This is a genomic window from Vreelandella lutescens (assembly GCF_014640815.1).
Classification (GTDB): Bacteria; Pseudomonadota; Gammaproteobacteria; order Pseudomonadales; family Halomonadaceae; genus Vreelandella; species Vreelandella lutescens.
In genome coordinates, this window is sequence record NZ_BMHM01000002.1 from 326,583 (window position 1) to 343,017 (window position 16,435).

Consider the following 16,435-nt stretch of genomic DNA (forward strand, 5'->3'; position numbering starts at 1 on the left):
TGAATCCAGCCGTCGCGCACTTCTTTGTCAAACAGGTTACGCCATGAACACTATCGAAGGTCGTCTTCCAGTTCGCAGCCCGCTGCATGACATATTGGCGCCCACCGGCATTGCCGTGGTGGGCGCGTCCGCTGACCCTACTAAACGGGGCTATAAAGCCATGGTGGGGCTGATTCAAGGCGGCTACCGGGGAAACATTTACCCCATCAACCCAAAAGCCGAGTTCATTTTGGGCGTGAAGGCGTGGCCTTCTATTGCGGAGATGCCGGGCAGTCCTGAGCTTGCGCTGCTGTGCACGCCCGCCGCTACCGTGCCTGCGCTCATCGCCGAGTGTGGCCGCCGGGGGGTGAAAGGGGCGGTGATTCTTGCCAGCGGGTTTGGTGAAACCGGTGAGGCGGGCGCGGCATTAGAGGCGCAGATGATGGAGGCCGCTCGCGCCCACGGGGTGCGTATTATTGGCCCGAACACCTCTGGCATGTTTAACCTGCACCATCAGATCAACTTGCTGGCGCTGGATAACGTTAAGCCGGGTGATATTGGCATCGTTTCCCAGTCCGGCAATATGCTGCTCTCTTTAGCGCTGGAAGCCCAGCACAACGGGCAGGTGGGATTTAGCACCTACGTTGGCCCGGGCAACCAGAGCGACATCGGCTTTAACGATTACCTGCGCTACCTAGGGGAAGACGAGCACACCCGCGTAGCAACCCTCTATGTGGAAGGCTTTCGCGATGGGCAGCAGTTTTTAAAGGTCGCCCGCGACGTGACCACGATGAAGCCGGTGGTGGTGTATAAATCTGGTGCGACCGAGCAGGGCCAAAAAGCCGCCAGCTCTCATACCGGAGCTTTGGCCGGTAGCTACCAAATGACCGTCGACCTGTTGCGCCAGGCAGGGGTTAGTGTGGTGCAGTACTCCGATGAAATTCTGCCCGTGGCGGAAGGGTTGGGGCGGCTGCAAAAAGCGCCAGGTAAACGCGTAGCGGTGATTTCGGACGGCGGCGGCCAGGCCACGATTGCTGCCGATCGTTTATCGGAAGCGGGCCTAACCCTTGCCGAGCTTTCTGACGCTACCCGTGCTGCACTGCGCGAGGTGCTGCTGCCTCAGGCCTCGACGATCAACCCGGTGGACGTTGCTGGCTCCTCGGATGCGAGCCCCTCGCTGCTGGCCCGCTGCATTGAGCTGGTGATGGCGGATGAAGGCGTCGATAGCGTCTTTCTAGTGGGCATGTTTGGCGGGTATAGCCTGCGCTTTGCAGAATCGCTGATGGGCGATGAGATGCGCGGCGCGGAGCGTATGGTCGAGCTTGCTCAAGCCTCCGAGAAACCGCTGGTGATTTACAGCCTTTATGCCCCCATCAAACCGCCTGCGCTGCGCCGTTTGCACGAGGCTGGCTTACCGGTGTACGCCTCCATTGAGCATGCGGTGCGCGTGCTTGCTGCCTTAGGCGAGCGAGGAGAGTACCTGACTAGCCAAGAAACGCAGGAGACGATAGCGCCTGCCGCGCCATCGGAAACAGGCAAGGCCATGCTAAAAGCGGCCAAGGCGGAAGGGCGTGATTTACTGGAGTTTGAAGCGAAAGCACTGCTCGCAGAGCACGGCATCGCGGTGCCTGAGGAATGGGTGGTACGCAGTGCGGATGAATTAGCTGACATAGCCCAGCGTTCGGGAAAAGCGCCGCTGGCAATGAAAGTGGTGTCAAAAGATATTCTGCATAAATCCGACGCGGGCGGGGTCAAGCTCAATCTGGTGGGTGACGCCGCACTGCGGGAAGCCTTTCAGACCATTCACTCAAACGCTCGGGCTTACGACCCAAACGCTCAATTAGAGGGCGTGCTGGTCACGCCCATGGCTGAGAAGGGCGTTGAGGTGATTATCGGTATGCTGCGTGACCCCATTTTCGGCCCGGTGCTGATGTTTGGGTTGGGCGGTATCTTTGTGGAGGTGCTAGAGGACGTGGCCTTCCGCTCGCTGCCGCTGACTCGGCGCGATGCGCAGTCCATGGTCGATCAAATTAAAGCGCAGAAAGTGCTGGCGGGGGTGCGTGGCGGGGCAGGTGTTGATAAACAGGCGCTGGTGTCACTGCTGATGCGGGTATCCCAATTGGTAGAGGCCTACCCGGAGATTTGCGAGCTAGACTTGAACCCGGTGATTGCCTATCCGGAAGGCCATTCTGCCGCTAACTATGCCATCGTCGATGCCCGAATTATTGTGGAGCGCCCCTTATGAGCCAAACGCTACCTGACTTAACCGATGCTACCTTAACCCTGGAAAACCGCGTGGCGACGCTCACTCTTAACCGCCACGACGTGCGCAACGCGCTCACCGGCACGGCGCTGGTGGATGATATCGTCGCCACCGCCGCGTGGGTGAACCGTTGCCATGAAGTCTCGGTACTGGTGATTACCGGCGCAGGTAGTGCCTTTTGTGCTGGGGGTAATGTAAAAGATATGGCCGAGCGCGATGGCGATTTTGCGGGGGATGTCGCCGAAGTCGCTGAGCGCTACCGCACGGGTATTCAGCGAATGCCGCTGGCGCTTAATCAAGTGGAAGTGCCTATCATTGCCGCTGTGAACGGTGCGGCGATTGGTGCCGGGTTTGATTTGGCCAACATGGCGGATCTGCGTATTGCTTCCCGCAAGGCGAGTTTTGGGGAGACGTTTCTTAACTTGGGCATTATCCCCGGCGATGGTGGCGCGTGGTTTATGCAGCGCCAGATTGGCTACCAGCGGGCCTTTGAGCTAACCCTTTCAGGCCGGGTGATCAGCGCCGATGAAGCGCTTGCCTACGGTGTAGTGCTAGAAGTGGTGGAGCCGGAGCAGCTGATGGAAGCCGCTCTGGCCCATGCCAATCGTATAGCGAACCAGCCCCCGAAAGCGACACGACTCACCAAACGATTAATGAAAATGGCCCCCGATATGGAGCTGAAGGCCTTCTTAGATGTGTGCGCTGTGTTCCAAGGCATGTGCCACAACGAACCCGAGCACCTAGAGGCGGTAGAGCGGTTGCTGGCGCGCATGAAACAGTAGCTCATGCGTCAATTTTCTCTGTTTTTCAGAGCTTATACGGCTGTATAGTCATCGTCTAATGTGTCGCGCACTGTCTGTTTCTGTAGGAGAGCGAAACAGTCAGTGCTGCGTCTGGTTGAGACAACATAGGGAGATGGCGCTCGAATGACTCTGGAAAGCTTAGGACTCTCTCCCAGCACGCTGGTGTTTATCGTGCTGGGGTTAACGCTGGCGGCCTTTATATGGGGCCGGTTCCGCTACGATTTGGTGGCCTTGGCTGCACTGCTGGGCTCGGTGATGCTGGGGCTTGTGCCTGCCGATGAGGCGTTCGCAGGCTTTGGTCATCCTGCCGTGATTACTGTGGCCGCAGTGCTTGTGTTAAGCCGTGGTTTTGAGCGCTCCGGCGTGGTGGATGTCATCGCCAATCAGGTGCTCAAAGTGGGTGAGCGCTTAATGCTACAACTGCTCGTACTGGTGGGTACCGTGGTTGTGCTTTCCGGCGTGATGAATAACGTAGGGGCGCTGGCGCTACTGTTGCCGGTAGCGATGCGTCTTGCCCGTGAACACAACACGTCTCCTTCACTGCTGTTAATGCCGCTGGCGTTTGGCTCTCTGTTAGGAGGGCTTACCACGCTGATTGGAACGCCGCCTAACATCATTATTTCTGCTTACCGGGGCAATATTACCGGCGACAACTTTGGCATGTTTAGTTTCTCGCCCGTGGGGGTTGTGGTTGCGCTTGTTGGTTTGGCGTTTATCGTCTTGGTGGGTTGGCGCCTGACGCCTAAACGCAGCGGCCAGGCGGCCGCCGACGATATGTTCGATACCGCTAACTATCTGGTCGAGCTCAACGTTACCAAAGACTCTAAAGCTAATGGCCTTACCCTGCAGCAGCTGCGCGACGAGCTGGATGAGACTATCCCTGTGCTGGCCGTCGTTCGGGAAGACAACCGCCGGGCGGGCTATCAGTTTCATGGGGTGCTCCAAGAGGGCGATATCCTCTTACTGGAAGCCGGGCCCGATGAGTTAAAACTGCTGGAAGACAAAATAGGCCTAAGCGCTATCGCGGAACCTGAAGAGCCCGAGGAAGAATCGGAGCAGGAAACGGACGCTAAGAAGAGCGATGAGCGCCAAGCGGTCGATACCGAAGGCCTACAGCTCATTGAAGCCGTGGTGCGCAATGATTCGATGATGATTAATCGCAGCGTGCGGCAGCTGCGCCTTAATCAACAGTTTGGTTTGCACTTAGTGGCCGTGGCCCGTGACGGTGGTCGTCTGAAGCAGCGCCTGCGGGATATCCGTTTCCAAACGGGGGACGTACTGCTGCTGCAAGGCAGTGAAAACGAAATCACCGACAGTTTATCGAGCCTAGGGTGCCTGCCGCTGGCCAGCCGTGAGCTGCATTTAGGGCAGCCGCGTAAGCTTGCTATGTCGGTGGGTATTTTCGCGCTTGCCATAGTGGCGATGCTGTTTGATCTTCTGCCTGCTGCCGTGGCGATGAGCACTGCGGCGCTGGTGTCGCTGTTGATTGGCGTGCTGCCGTTGAGGGATGGCTATCAGGCGATTGATGGCCCGGTGATTGTACTGCTTGCTGCCATGTTGCCAGTGGGGGAAGCGCTGGAAACCAGCGGTGGGGCGGATATCATTGCCGACGCGCTGCTACGGTTTGGCGTAGAGTGGCCGATTATTGTCTCGCTAGTGGGTCTGTTTCTTCTCTCCATGCTGCTATCGAACGTCGTGAACAACGCAGCCGCGGCCCTGTTAATGGCGCCCATTGCGGCGAGCCTCGCCAACGGTTTCGATGCCTCGCTGGATCCGTTTTTGATGGTGGTGGCCGTCAGCGCCTCCTGCGCATTTCTAACCCCAATTGGGCACCAGTCGAACACCCTGGTGCTTGGCCCAGGGGGCTATCGGTTTAGCGACTACTGGAAGCTTGGGCTGCCGCTTTCTCTGGTAGTGATGGCAACTGCCATTCCTGCAATTTTGTGGGTGTGGCCGCTTTAGGCTGGCGCTATAGAGCGCTGGGCTAAGGCCAGCGCCCGGCCTGTTCGAATGTTCGCGCTATTAGATTACGAAAATTTTGCTAATCTATAACGCACATAGACCAACAAATATCGAACAGGCCGGGCTTATGAATCAACAGTACCGCCAGGATGCCATTGTCGAGCTGGTTCGCCAGCACGGCTATATGAGTATTGAGCAGCTTACCGAACACTTCGCGGTCACTCCGCAAACCATTCGCCGTGACTTGAATACGCTAGCCAATGAAGGCCGTGTGCGCCGCGTACATGGCGGCGTTGGCGTAGAATCAAGCACGGTGAATACCGCTTATAGCACCCGCAAAACGCTGCACTTAGAAGAGAAAGAGCGCATTGCACGCTGCTTGGCGCAGCATATTCCCCATCATGCATCGCTGTTCATCAATATCGGTACCAGCAATGAAATGATCGCCCAGGCGCTTTTAGAGCACCAAGGGCTAGAGATCATTACCAACAACCTGAATGTGGCGGCGATTCTTCAGCATAAAGAGGACTTCACCGTGATCATTGCAGGCGGGCAGGTGCGTTCTCGTGATGGCGGGATTATTGGCGAGGCTACCATCGACTTTATCAATCAGTTCAAGGTGGATTACGGCATCATCGGCATCAGCGGTATTGATGAAGATGGCTCGCTGCTGGAGTTTGATTACCAGGAAGTGCGCGTTGCCCAGGCGATTATTGCTAACTCGCGGCGGGTCTACTTGGCAGCGGACTACTCAAAATTCCACCGTAACCCGGTCGTTCGACAGGGCAATATCTCCCAGTTGGATGCGCTCTTTACCGACCGTAAACCCCCTGAGGCGATTCAGCGGCTGCTTACCCAGCACGATGTAGCGCTGCACATTGCCTAGTTAGCCTCAATAAAGGCCTCTACGCCGCGCTATGGCTAAGGTGGGAGAGTTTCATACTTGAGCATTTTAGGCGGCTGGAGTAGCCTTGAATGATAATAAAACGAAACAAAACAGACAAAATCGAAAGATCCTACAACAAAGTGAACGCGATATGTCCTCCTTTATTCTCGCCATTGATCAAGGCACGACCAGCTCCCGCGCTATTCTATTTGACCGCCAAGGCCAAATTGCGGCAGTTGCCCAGCAAGAGTTTCCTCAACACTTTCCGCAAGATGGGTGGATTGAACACAACCCCGAAGACATTTGGGATTCAGTGATTGCCACCTGCCGCGAGGTGTTGAATAAAGCCAAGATAACGCCAGAACAAGTGGATGGCGTGGGCATTACCAACCAGCGTGAGACCACCGTGGTGTGGGACCGCGCCACTGGCAAGCCGCTTTATAACGCTATTGTGTGGCAGGATCGGCGCACCTCTGAGCGCTGCCAAGCGCTGCGTGACGCGGGCCACACCGAGGCCGTACAGGCCAAAACCGGCCTGCTGATCGACCCATATTTTTCAGCGACCAAACTTGCCTGGATACTCGATAACGTAGAAGGGGCGCGCGAGCGCGCCGCCCGGGGCGAGCTGGCGTTTGGCACCGTCGATAGCTTTTTGATGTGGCGCTTGACCGACGGTAAACGGCACGTCACTGATGCCACCAACGCTTCGCGCACGGCGCTGTTTAATATTCATAACCAAACGTGGGATGACGAGCTGCTGGCACTGTTTAACGTGCCCGCCAATATGCTCCCCGAGGTGAAAGATTCAAGCGACGATTTTGGCACCGTCGAGGCTCACTGGCTGGGCGCTCCGTTGCCGATTGCAGGGGTGGCGGGCGACCAGCAGGCGGCCCTGGTTGGGCAGGCGTGTTTTAAACCCGGCATGGGTAAAAGCACTTACGGTACTGGCTGCTTTATGATTGTGAACACCGGGGAAACGGCCTCGGTATCGCGTAATCGCCTGCTGACCACCATTGGCTACCGCATTAACGGCAAGCCCACCTATGCCATGGAGGGCAGCATCTTTGTGGCGGGGGCAACGGTGCAGTGGCTACGAGATGGTTTGAACCTGTTTGCCGATGCCTCGGAAACCGAAGCGCTGGCACAGAAGACCCGCAGCGGCCACAGCGTTTATTTGGTGCCGGCTTTTACCGGGTTAGGAGCGCCCCATTGGGACCCCAAAGCCCGTGGCGCGATTTTTGGCTTAACCCGCGATACCGGCATTGCAGAAATCGTTGCGGCGGGGCTTCAGGCGGTGTGTTACCAAACCCGCGACCTGCAGCACTGTATGAACGATGACATGGAAGCCGCACCGGGCAACCTGCGTGTTGATGGCGGTATGGTGAAAAACAGCTGGGTCATGCAGTTCTTGGCCGATATGCTCAATGTTCAGGTGGATCGCCCGACGATTCTGGAAACCACGGCACTGGGGGCAGCTTACCTGGCGGGGTTACGTCTGGGGTGGTACGACACGCTAGAAGAGATTGAGCAGCTCTGGCGCTGTGAGCGTAGCTTTACGCCCAGTATGGAAGAGGCAACCCGTGAAAAGCTCTATCAAGGCTGGTTGGATGCGGTTTCTCGGGTGCGCTCCAGCTAAACGCACACCTTGTAAATAAGTGATATAACGCCGCTAAGCTAATAGCGGCGTTTTTTTATGGTTGTTTTCTAGCGTGGCTATCGCCCTTGGTCGTATAGAGGATTCGTTATTTAAGTGTAAACTTCACTCGCTTTTTAATTTATTCGCGCGTTTCTTGTTTTTAAGCATCGTTAGCTGACTCGCTTCTTTTTCGTCGTGTCTGTTAAAACAGTCGTTTAACTCCCTTCCTGAAAGTAACCATCACCAAATACGGTGTTGTGGTGCGTATGTAGTCAAGCTACAACCGCGCCTGCTGCCAATGATGCATTGTGAGCATTGCTTGCGTGAACCATAGTGAAGTCATGGATCAGGGCGGTGTTTTGTTATCCCGATACCCCGAACTGCTCCTTGCTACACACCGAGGCGCTGCCGCATTACCAGGGCGCTAAAGGCGAAGGTCTTGTAACGCTTGTGACCGTTTCGCAGTTACCGAACTGGGCACTTACCCGGCCCAGCATGAGTAGCAATGTCACCATTCGTCGTTAATTAAGATGGCTGCTTGATTGTTCTATAAACGAACTTCAAACAATAACAAGCAGCGGCTGACCATACCATGAGGAACTTAACATGAACTGCATCGAACTGAGCCAACAAGCCGACCGTATCGCTAGCTCTTTCAGCAAGCAAGATTTAGCCAAGCTCGTACTGGCGCTGAAAGGCAACCGTGAGTCGCTCCAACATGCTGTTGAAGTTATCGACACCATTGATAGTCGTTTAGGCTGCACACTGGAAGAAGCTTGGGATGAGGTGTTAGCGGGCGATTCTCAATTGCTCGTTGAACACGAAGAGTAATTCCTTAACTAGCTTACTCACAATTTTAATACCCCCTGCTATTGAGTTAGCAGGGGGATTTTTTATGCCATTTATAACGGATGCCGGTTAACGTCTTTGTTTCCTGAATTCAGGTTTAAGAGAGTGTTTCTACCGGTGGGCGAGAGGTATCGCGGTTCTCTTTAAAGTAGGTAGTAAAGCGCTCTTCAGCTTCTTCGCCAAACAGCACCCGGCAGGCCTCTTTAAGCCCTGGCGACTGACGCAGCTGCTCATGGTGAACGACCAGCGATACCTTTGCGCGGCGGCGTAGGAAGTCTTCCAACTGGGTGATCATCTCATGGTCCCGAGCGTGCTCTAACTCACAGCGAATATACTCGGTCCCCTCAATTAAAATGTCGGCCTCAGAGGGATCTTGGCGGATTTTTTCAAGCATGGGCATCGCCTGTTCCGCGTAGCGCCGCCACAGCCGCGAAGAGAGCGGCTCTGAAGAAGTCGCCGCTGTCATGTCATCCAGGTTCATGCGTTTGGCTTGATCCATAAACTGCTGCTTTACCGGCTCGGGTGGCTCGCCGTACCAGTGGAAGTTAGGATCGCTTAACGGCACGCCAAGCCGTTTGACGTCTTCTGCAATTTCATCACCTACGTTGAGGCAATCCGTCAGTTTGCCGCCAAAGATGCTGATATGCGCGCTCTCTGGGTTGGTATCGATGACGTGTTTGCGCGATAGCTGCAGGAAATCCCGGTCGCTGCCTTGATCGGCTTTAATGGCCAAAGGGCGCACGCCGCAGCGGGTAGAGATAATATCGTCTTGGGTCAGCGGTTTGTCTAATGTAAGGCGTTTGTTGATGTTTTCCAAAACGAACGCGATATCATCGGCCGTCACGTCGACTTCTGGATGCTCCATATGGGTATCTGTAGTACCGATACAGGTACGGTTGCCCATTGGAATCACAAAGAATAGCCGCCCATCATCCGCAAAAAATGCCAGCACCCGCTTGGTGTCGGTCAGCTGCGGCACAATGAGGTGTATGCCTTTGGAGTAAAGATGCTGGTGGGTGGTTTTTTGCCCAGTGAGTGCATTGTGTTGGTCAACCCAGGGGCCAGCGGCGTTAATCAGCACTTTAGAGCGGATGTTGAACGTGCTGCCATCCATCACGTTGCGCGCTTTCGTGATCCAGGTATCGCCCTCGCGTTCAGCGCCCAGGGACTCAACGTAGTTTGCGGCCACAGCACCGTAGTTCAGCGCATGGCGTACAAAATTAAACACAAAGCGGGCGTCGTTATCGTGCAGGTAAGCATCAGAGTATTCAAACCCGCCAACGGCACCGTTGATATCAATAATCGGTTCTTCTTGCTTGATCTTTTTGGGCGAGAGCAAGCGCGGCAGTTTCGTAAAACCGTTGCCCATCAGCCAGTAGAGCCAGGTGCCCGCCCACAAATAGCGTGGAGAGTGGCGGAAACCTTTAGTAATCGTGGTAAGAAAACGAATTTCTTGAACGGTAGAGGGGTAGCTTTTTATTAAGTGATTGCGGCTTTTGCAGAGCTTGCGCACCAGTGCAAAGTCTTTGCTTTCCATGTATTTAATGCCGCCCCAAACCAGGTTTGAGGAGTGCATGCTGGTACTGCCAGCAAAGTCGCCACGGTCAATCAGAGCCACTTTGGCACCTTTGCCTGCCAAGGCGGCGGCGGTTGCTGCACCATTGATGCCGCCACCGATAATCAGTGCGTCATAGTCATCAGTGTGCAATTTCTCGACATTACGGTTACGCAGTTTCATAGCGGTTCCAATTAATTAAGAAAAAGCCCCGTGTTGGTGTGTGGTCCCAAACAGTGAAGAAAGCCATGCTGCTCCACTGATGACACCACTGAAATGGGCGGGCTTGCGCCCGCCCGGCAGGCATTAGCGGGTACCAGCCGCCATCCATGCTTCCATCATTTCATCGTAAGGAACGGTGGTTCCCTGCGGCATTTCATCGTCTAGCTTCGGCTTCGGTGAGCCTTCCTGATCAAGCCAGTACTGCGGGTCGCGCTCTTCGTTCAGCACCGGGGCATAGCTGTCGAAGACATTCGCGCGTGCTAAGCGGTTCATGGTGTTATCCATGTCGGCCGCCAGCTTATCGAGACCTTCCTGGGGCGTAACTTCACCACTCATGACCGGAGCCAGGTTCTGCCACCACAGCGGTGCCATACGTGGGTAGTCAGGTACGTTGGTACCGGTGGGGGTCCAGTTAGACTCGTTCGGGCTGCGGTAGAACTCCACCAAACCGCCCAGCTTGGGTGCCATTTCGGTCATCTGCTCAGAGAAGATGTCAGACTCGCGAATCGGCGTTAGGCCAGCCATCAGTTTTTCCAGCGAGGTGGTTTTCGCCACGGTGAACTGGGCAAACAGCCAAGCAGCGGTGCGGCGGTCTTCTGGCGTGGAGTCAAAGAAGGTCCAAGCGCCTACGTCCTGATAACCGACTTTCATGCCTTCTTCCCAGTACGGGCCTGTGGGGGAAGGTGCCATGCGCCACAGCGGGTTGCCTTCATCATCGGTTACGGCCACAGCGGGGTCGGTCATATCGGCGGTAAAGGCGGTGTACCAGAAGATCTGCTGAGCGATATGGCCTTGCGCAGGTACAGGGCCTGCTTCACCAAAGGTCATGCCCTGTGCTTCTGGCGGTGCGAAGTCACGCAGCCAATCCACGGCTTTCTGCATCGCAAACACAGATGCAGGGGAGTTGGTAGCACCACCACGGCTAACGCTTGCGCCGACCGGCTGGCTATCTTCGTTGACACGAATACCCCAGTCATCCACCGGGTTACCGGACGGTACGCCGGGGCTGCCCATACCTGCCATCGAGAGCCAGGAGTCATGGAAGCGCCAGCCCAGCGATGGGTCGCGGCGGCCATAGTCCATGTGCCCGTACACTTTGGTACCGTCGATTTCACCGACATGCTCGGTAAAGAACTCGGCGATATCTTCATAGGCGGTCCAGTTGGTAGGCACGCCTAGATCGTAGCCGTAAATTTCACGGAATTGCTCTTGCAGGTCTTCACGCTGGAACCAGTCATAGCGGAACCAGTACAGGTTGGCGAACTGCTGGGTAGGCAGTTGATAGAGGCTGCCATCCGGACCGGTGCCGTACTGCAGGCCGATGAAGTCGTCCAGGTCCAGGGTGGGTAGGGTGTAATCCGCCCACTCGTTTTCCATGGCTTGGCTTAGATTGATGGTGGTGCCGTAGCGAATGTGGGTGCCGATGGAGTCAGTGTCGTTCACAAAGCCGTCGTAGATGCTGTTGCCCGACTGCATCTGGTTCTGCATGGTATCGACCACGTCACCTTCGCCGATAATATTGTGGGTCAGGTTGATGCCGGTCAGCTCGCTAAACGCAGTGGCAAGCACTTCGCTTTCATATACGTGCGTGGTTAAGCCCTCTGCCACGGTCTGAATATCCATACCGCGGAAGGGTTCAGCGGCTTTGGCAAACCATAGCAGCTCTTCGATCTGCTCTTCGCGGCTAAGCGTTGAGTTCTGGAAGTGTTCATCGACCAAGCGCTCGGCGATTGCCCTCGCGTCATGGTCATCTGCCATCAGGCTCCCCGAGGCGAGCATGAGGCTAGCGGCGAGGGTAGTGAGTTTGAACTTGTTATTACGCATGTTGACCTCGTTTTGTTGTGCTCTTCCTTGATAACGTGAGCGTCCTTGATACCGCCGTACATCCGCTGGGAGGGCCGTTGGCCTAACCCCAGCGCATCAACACCAGCAGCCATACCGCTGATAGTGCCAGCGCTATCCAGATGGATAGCGTTGTGAAGCCAATAACACCCAGATGAATAAAGGCGGCGGAAAGCAGGCTGATAAACAGCCGATCGCCACGGGTGGTGCTAATCGGTAAAAAACCTTTACGTTCGATGGTGGGCGAGAGAATTTCCCACAGCGTCATCCCTGCTAGCATCGCTGCAATAGATGAAAAGAAAATGGCAGTCGGGGTAGTCCATACCATCCAAGTCATAGCGGTGCTCCTTAGGTGCGGCCCAGGGCGAAGCCCTTGGCGATATGGTTGCGAACGAAGTAGACCACCAAAATGCCGGGCACGATGGTGAGTACACCGGCGGCGGCCAGCGTGCCCCAATCAATGCCCGAAGCGGTGGAGGTGCGGGTCATAATCATGCCGATCGGTTGGGCGTCGGTAGCGGTCAGCGTGCGAGCCAGCAGCAGCTCTACCCACGAGAACATAAACAGGAAGAACAGCGTGACGCCGATACCGGAGCGGATCATGGGAATGAAAATCTTGATAAAGAAGCGCGGAAAGCTGTAACCGTCGATATACGCCGTCTCATCAATCTCTTTTGGCACGCTGCTCATAAAGCCTTCCAGAATCCAGATCGCCAGCGGAATATTGAACAAGCAGTGGGCCAGCGCCACGGCAATGTGGGTATCAAACAGGCCTACCGAGTAGTAGAGCTGGAAGTAGGGCAGTAAGAACACCGCAGGCGGTGCCATCAGGTTGGTTAGCAGCCAGAAGAACAGGTGCTTATCGCCAATAAAGCGGTAGCGACTGAACGCATAGGCGGCAGGCAGCGCCACACAGATAGTGATCAACATATTAAGCGCTACATACAGCATCGAGTTCACATAGCCCATGTACCAGCTGGAGTTGGTGAAGATGCCAATGTAGTTATCGAACGTCAGGTTTTGGGGCCACAGCGTCATGGAACCCAGAATCTCGCTGTTGGTCTGCAGCGACATATTAATAAGCCAATAAATTGGCAGGATCATCAGGAACAGGTACAGCCCCAGCAGAAACCGCGAGCGAAGGCGGCTGCGCGCATTGCGTTTGCGCCGCTGAGCCGGGGTGGTTCTGCTAAATATGGTGTTGTATTTCTCGCCCTGCTGGGCGTTATCTAAGCGGTACATATCATGCTCCCCCGTGCGGGTTCTTATCTTTTTGCATGTGCATGATGGTGGTGTAGAACACCCAGCTCACGAGCAAAATAACCAGGAAGTAGATGATCGAAAATGCAGCTGAGGGCCCTAAGTCCTGTTGGCCGATGGCCATGGTCGCCAGCGATTGGCTTAGGAAAGTCGTGGAGCTACCTGGGCCGCCACCGGTCAGTACGAAGGGCTCGGCGTAGATCATGAACGAGTGCATAAAGCGCAGCAGCACCGCAATGACCAGTACGTTGGTGAGTTTGGGCAGTTGGATGTAACGGAAGATGGCCCATTTTGAAGCTCGGTCAATGCGGGCTGCCTGATAATAGGCTTCAGGAATAGAACGCAGGCCGCTGTAGCAGAGCATGGCCACCAGCGGTGTCCAGTGCCAAACATCCATTAAGATAATCGTTGCCCAGGCATCGCCCGCATTACGGGTAATGTTGTAATTGATCCCTAGCTCCCGCAGGCCCCAGCCCATCAGGCCGATATCGCCACGGGTGAAGATTTGCCAAATACTGCCGACCACGTTCCATGGAATCAGTAGCGGTAGCGTTATCAATATCAGTACGGCAGAGGCCTGCCAGCCGCGTTTAGGCATAATCAGCGCAATGCCGATACCCAGCGGTACCTGAATCGCCAGAATCGTTAGCGAAAACAGAATTTGGCGCACAAACGCATTGCGTAATGAAGCGTCATTCAGAATGCTATGGAACCACTCAGTACCAGTGAAGAAGCGGGCGTTAGGGCCCAGCACGTCTTGCACCGAGTAGTTGACCACGGTCATCAAGGGAATGATGGCTGAGAAGGCCACCAGCACCAGCATGGGAAGTACCAGTAGCCATGCGCGGTTGTTAAGCACTTTGTTATTCATGGCCGATCTCCACTAGGTATTCATCGACATAGAGCGCGATGTGCTGATCGGAAAACACGGCATGGGCAGCGTCACCTACCGGCGCGTGACCTTCAGGCAGGCGTGCCTTAAATAGCTGGCCGTTAAGCGTAAAGCTCAGCAGCGAGTAGGTGCCTAAGTCCTGCAGGTTGACCACTTCAATAGGTACGCTGTTTGCCTCCGGTGTCTGGCTGACCGTAATGAACTCCGGACGAATGCCAAGCTTGATATTGCTGGAGCCTGCGGCGGCCACGCTGCGGCTAACGGCTTCATTCACCGGTAGCGGCAGCTCGCCAAACATCACTTTGCCCGCTTGGTGAGAGACGCTCATGAAGTTCATGCCCGGGCTGCCAATAAAGTAGCCAACAAACGTGTGCGCCGGTTTTTCAAAGAGTTCACGGGGCGTGCCGAACTGCACCACCTGACCGTCATACATCACCGCGATTTTGTCGGCGAAAGTAGACGCCTCAAGCTGGTCATGGGTGACGTAGATCATGGTGATATTGAAGCGCTCATGGATCTCTTTGAGCTTACGGCGCAGCTTCCACTTAAGCTGCGGGTCGATCACCGTCAGGGGTTCGTCAAACAGGATGGCAGAGACGTCATCGCGCACTAGCCCGCGGCCCATAGAGACCTTCTGCTTCTCATCGGCGGTAAGGTTTTTGGCTTTCCGAGAGAGTAGTGGCGTGAGATCGAGGATATCGGCAATTTCCCGAACTTTAGGGTCTACCTTGTACTCGGGGGTGTTCATGTTGCGCAGCGGGAAAGCCAGGTTGTCATACACCGTCATGGTGTCGTAGATCACCGGGAACTGGAACACCTGGGCAATATTACGCTCTTCCGGCGGCAGCTCGTTTACGCGGTGGCCATCGAAAAGTACGTCGCCTTCTGAAGGCTCCAGCAGGCCAGAAATAATGTTCAGCAGGGTCGATTTACCGCAGCCTGACGGGCCGAGTAGGGCGTAGGCACCGCCCTGATGCCAAACGTGATCCATCTGACGAATCGCGTAATCGCTATGGCTGCTAGGGCTTTTGCTGTAGCTGTGCGCCAAGCCTTTTAAAGTAATCTCAGCCATGGGCAGCGCTCCCTTGAGCAGAAGAGGGGATATGCACGGTGCTGCCCTGCTTATCAAAGGCGTACAGCTGATGCGTCGGGAAGTACACGTTAATCGCGTCGTTCACGTGGAACTCATGAATGCCTGCCAAGTGCAGCACCAGCGGGAAGCGTTCATGACGCACGTGCAAGAACGTTTCTGAGCCGCTGATCTCGGCGACATCGACCAATACAGGCAGCTCTAGATCAGCGGCTGATTGCGGTTTTAGTGTGATGTGCGAGGCACGTACCCCAAAATCATATTCGCCAGGAGGAAGCTGCTGAAGGCCTGGGTCGCAGGGGAAGTGCAGCGACTGATCGAAGGTGATTTCTGAGGCAGTGAGTTTACCGGGCACGATGTTAATGGGCGGCTCGGAGAACATCTCAGCACTGTGACGACCGTTCGGCTCGCGATAGACCTGCTCGGTGGGGCCGTACTGTAGCAGTCGACCTTCATGAAGCACCGCCGTATTGCCGCCTAGGGCTAGCGCCTCGTTGGGTTCGGTGGTGGCATATACAGCAATGCAGTTGCGGGCTTTGAATAGCTCGCGCAGCTCATCGCGCAGCTCTTCACGCAGTTTGTAATCCAGGTTAACCAGCGGTTCGTCGAACAGAATCAAATCGGCATCTTTGACCAGCGCCCGGCCCATGGCGGTACGCTGCTGCTGCCCACCAGAAAGCTCTTGAGGATAGCGGTCTAGTAAATGTTCGATATGCAGCATTTCGGCAATGCTACCAACGCGCCGATTAATTTCCTGTTGCGGTGTGTTGGCCAGCTTTAAAGGCGAGGCGATATTGTCGCGCACCGTCATGCTGGGGTAGTTGATGAACTGCTGGTACACCATAGAGACGTTGCGTTTACGAACCGAAACGCCGGTGACATCCTTGCCATCCATGAAGATACGTCCCCGGGTGGGTTGCTCTAAGCCTGCCATTAGGCGCATGAGCGTGGTTTTGCCCGCCAAGGTGCGCCCCAGCAATACGTTAAAGGAACCGGGTTCCAGTTCGAGGTCAACCCCACTGATATGGGACAAACCCCCGACGACGTGGTCGATATTTTGCAAATGTAAGGACATGCCGATCTCGCTAGCGTCGTTGTTATTGATAGGTGGTATCGATAAAAAAAGCGTAGTGCGCTGATCGCGAGGGAGGGTGGTTGGCCGTGCTTATTTGGCGATTATTGTTTGGCAACCAGCC

13 protein-coding genes are annotated in these 16,435 nt (G+C 55.4%); 6 read left to right on the forward strand and 7 right to left on the reverse strand.

Features of this window, described 5'->3' with window-relative positions; genetic code table 11:
- Positions 1 to 43 precede the first annotated feature (43 nt).
- From IEW65_RS05800 to IEW65_RS05825, 6 genes are all read left to right on the forward strand, one after another.
- Complete coding sequence (locus IEW65_RS05800) at positions 44 to 2,224, forward strand: acetate--CoA ligase family protein (RefSeq protein WP_188638542.1); 2,181 nt, start codon at positions 44 to 46, stop codon at positions 2,222 to 2,224.
- Complete coding sequence (locus IEW65_RS05805) at positions 2,221 to 3,024, forward strand: enoyl-CoA hydratase-related protein (RefSeq protein WP_188638543.1); 804 nt, start codon at positions 2,221 to 2,223, stop codon at positions 3,022 to 3,024. The genes IEW65_RS05800 and IEW65_RS05805 overlap by 4 nt, the downstream gene beginning before the upstream one ends.
- 144 nt (positions 3,025 to 3,168) lie before the next feature.
- Entirely contained in the window at positions 3,169 to 5,007 is a 1,839-nt protein-coding gene (locus IEW65_RS05810; protein WP_188638544.1) for an SLC13 family permease, read from the forward strand.
- A gap of 127 nt (positions 5,008 to 5,134) precedes the next feature.
- Positions 5,135 to 5,893 carry a DeoR/GlpR family transcriptional regulator gene (locus IEW65_RS05815; protein ID WP_054645152.1) on the forward strand — a complete coding sequence of 253 codons (759 nt, stop codon included), beginning with the start codon at positions 5,135 to 5,137 and terminating at the stop codon, positions 5,891 to 5,893.
- A 151-nt stretch (positions 5,894 to 6,044) separates the two neighbouring features.
- On the forward strand, positions 6,045 to 7,529 hold the full coding sequence (glpK, locus tag IEW65_RS05820; protein ID WP_188638545.1) for a glycerol kinase GlpK: 1,485 nt from the start codon (positions 6,045 to 6,047) through the stop codon (positions 7,527 to 7,529).
- A gap of 606 nt (positions 7,530 to 8,135) precedes the next feature.
- Entirely contained in the window at positions 8,136 to 8,360 is a 225-nt protein-coding gene (locus IEW65_RS05825) for a hypothetical protein (protein ID WP_188638546.1), read from the forward strand.
- A 115-nt stretch (positions 8,361 to 8,475) separates the two neighbouring features.
- Here the strand turns inward: IEW65_RS05825 and IEW65_RS05830 are convergent, their stop codons facing one another.
- The 7 genes from IEW65_RS05830 to IEW65_RS05860 all read right to left on the reverse strand — a co-directional run bounded on the left by IEW65_RS05830 (position 8,476) and on the right by IEW65_RS05860 (position 16,314).
- Entirely contained in the window at positions 8,476 to 10,116 is a 1,641-nt protein-coding gene (locus IEW65_RS05830) for a glycerol-3-phosphate dehydrogenase/oxidase (RefSeq protein WP_188638547.1), read from the reverse strand.
- A 123-nt stretch (positions 10,117 to 10,239) separates the two neighbouring features.
- Entirely contained in the window at positions 10,240 to 11,979 is a 1,740-nt protein-coding gene (locus tag IEW65_RS05835; RefSeq protein ID WP_188638548.1) for an ABC transporter substrate-binding protein, read from the reverse strand.
- 82 nt (positions 11,980 to 12,061) lie between these two features.
- Entirely contained in the window at positions 12,062 to 12,334 is a 273-nt protein-coding gene (locus IEW65_RS05840; protein WP_188638549.1) for a DUF2160 domain-containing protein, read from the reverse strand.
- A gap of 11 nt (positions 12,335 to 12,345) precedes the next feature.
- Positions 12,346 to 13,239 (reverse strand): carbohydrate ABC transporter permease, encoded by an 894-nt coding sequence (locus IEW65_RS05845; RefSeq protein ID WP_188638550.1) that lies wholly within the window; start codon positions 13,237 to 13,239, stop codon positions 12,346 to 12,348.
- A gap of 1 nt (position 13,240) precedes the next feature.
- Complete coding sequence (locus IEW65_RS05850) at positions 13,241 to 14,128, reverse strand: carbohydrate ABC transporter permease (RefSeq protein ID WP_188638551.1); 888 nt, start codon at positions 14,126 to 14,128, stop codon at positions 13,241 to 13,243.
- The gene (locus IEW65_RS05855) at positions 14,121 to 15,221 is read right to left on the reverse strand and encodes an ABC transporter ATP-binding protein (RefSeq protein WP_188638552.1); all 1,101 of its coding nucleotides are present in this window, start codon (positions 15,219 to 15,221) and stop codon (positions 14,121 to 14,123) included. The genes IEW65_RS05850 and IEW65_RS05855 overlap by 8 nt, the downstream gene beginning before the upstream one ends.
- On the reverse strand, positions 15,214 to 16,314 hold the full coding sequence (locus tag IEW65_RS05860; protein WP_188638553.1) for an ABC transporter ATP-binding protein: 1,101 nt from the start codon (positions 16,312 to 16,314) through the stop codon (positions 15,214 to 15,216). Before IEW65_RS05860 ends, IEW65_RS05855 begins: the two co-directional genes overlap by 8 nt.
- Positions 16,315 to 16,435 lie beyond the last annotated feature (121 nt).

Coding starts and splice junctions, on each gene's coding strand:
- IEW65_RS05800 (WP_188638542.1), top strand. CDS start 44: ATGAACACTATCGAAGGTCGTCTTCCAGTTCGCAGCCCGCTGCATGAC.
- IEW65_RS05805 (WP_188638543.1), top strand. CDS start 2,221: ATGAGCCAAACGCTACCTGACTTAACCGATGCTACCTTAACCCTGGAA.
- IEW65_RS05810 (WP_188638544.1), top strand. CDS start 3,169: ATGACTCTGGAAAGCTTAGGACTCTCTCCCAGCACGCTGGTGTTTATC.
- IEW65_RS05815 (WP_054645152.1), top strand. CDS start 5,135: ATGAATCAACAGTACCGCCAGGATGCCATTGTCGAGCTGGTTCGCCAG.
- glpK (WP_188638545.1), top strand. CDS start 6,045: ATGTCCTCCTTTATTCTCGCCATTGATCAAGGCACGACCAGCTCCCGC.
- IEW65_RS05825 (WP_188638546.1), top strand. CDS start 8,136: ATGAACTGCATCGAACTGAGCCAACAAGCCGACCGTATCGCTAGCTCT.
- IEW65_RS05830 (WP_188638547.1), bottom strand. CDS start 10,116: ATGAAACTGCGTAACCGTAATGTCGAGAAATTGCACACTGATGACTAT.
- IEW65_RS05835 (WP_188638548.1), bottom strand. CDS start 11,979: ATGCGTAATAACAAGTTCAAACTCACTACCCTCGCCGCTAGCCTCATG.
- IEW65_RS05840 (WP_188638549.1), bottom strand. CDS start 12,334: ATGACTTGGATGGTATGGACTACCCCGACTGCCATTTTCTTTTCATCT.
- IEW65_RS05845 (WP_188638550.1), bottom strand. CDS start 13,239: ATGTACCGCTTAGATAACGCCCAGCAGGGCGAGAAATACAACACCATA.
- IEW65_RS05850 (WP_188638551.1), bottom strand. CDS start 14,128: ATGAATAACAAAGTGCTTAACAACCGCGCATGGCTACTGGTACTTCCC.
- IEW65_RS05855 (WP_188638552.1), bottom strand. CDS start 15,221: ATGGCTGAGATTACTTTAAAAGGCTTGGCGCACAGCTACAGCAAAAGC.
- IEW65_RS05860 (WP_188638553.1), bottom strand. CDS start 16,314: ATGTCCTTACATTTGCAAAATATCGACCACGTCGTCGGGGGTTTGTCC.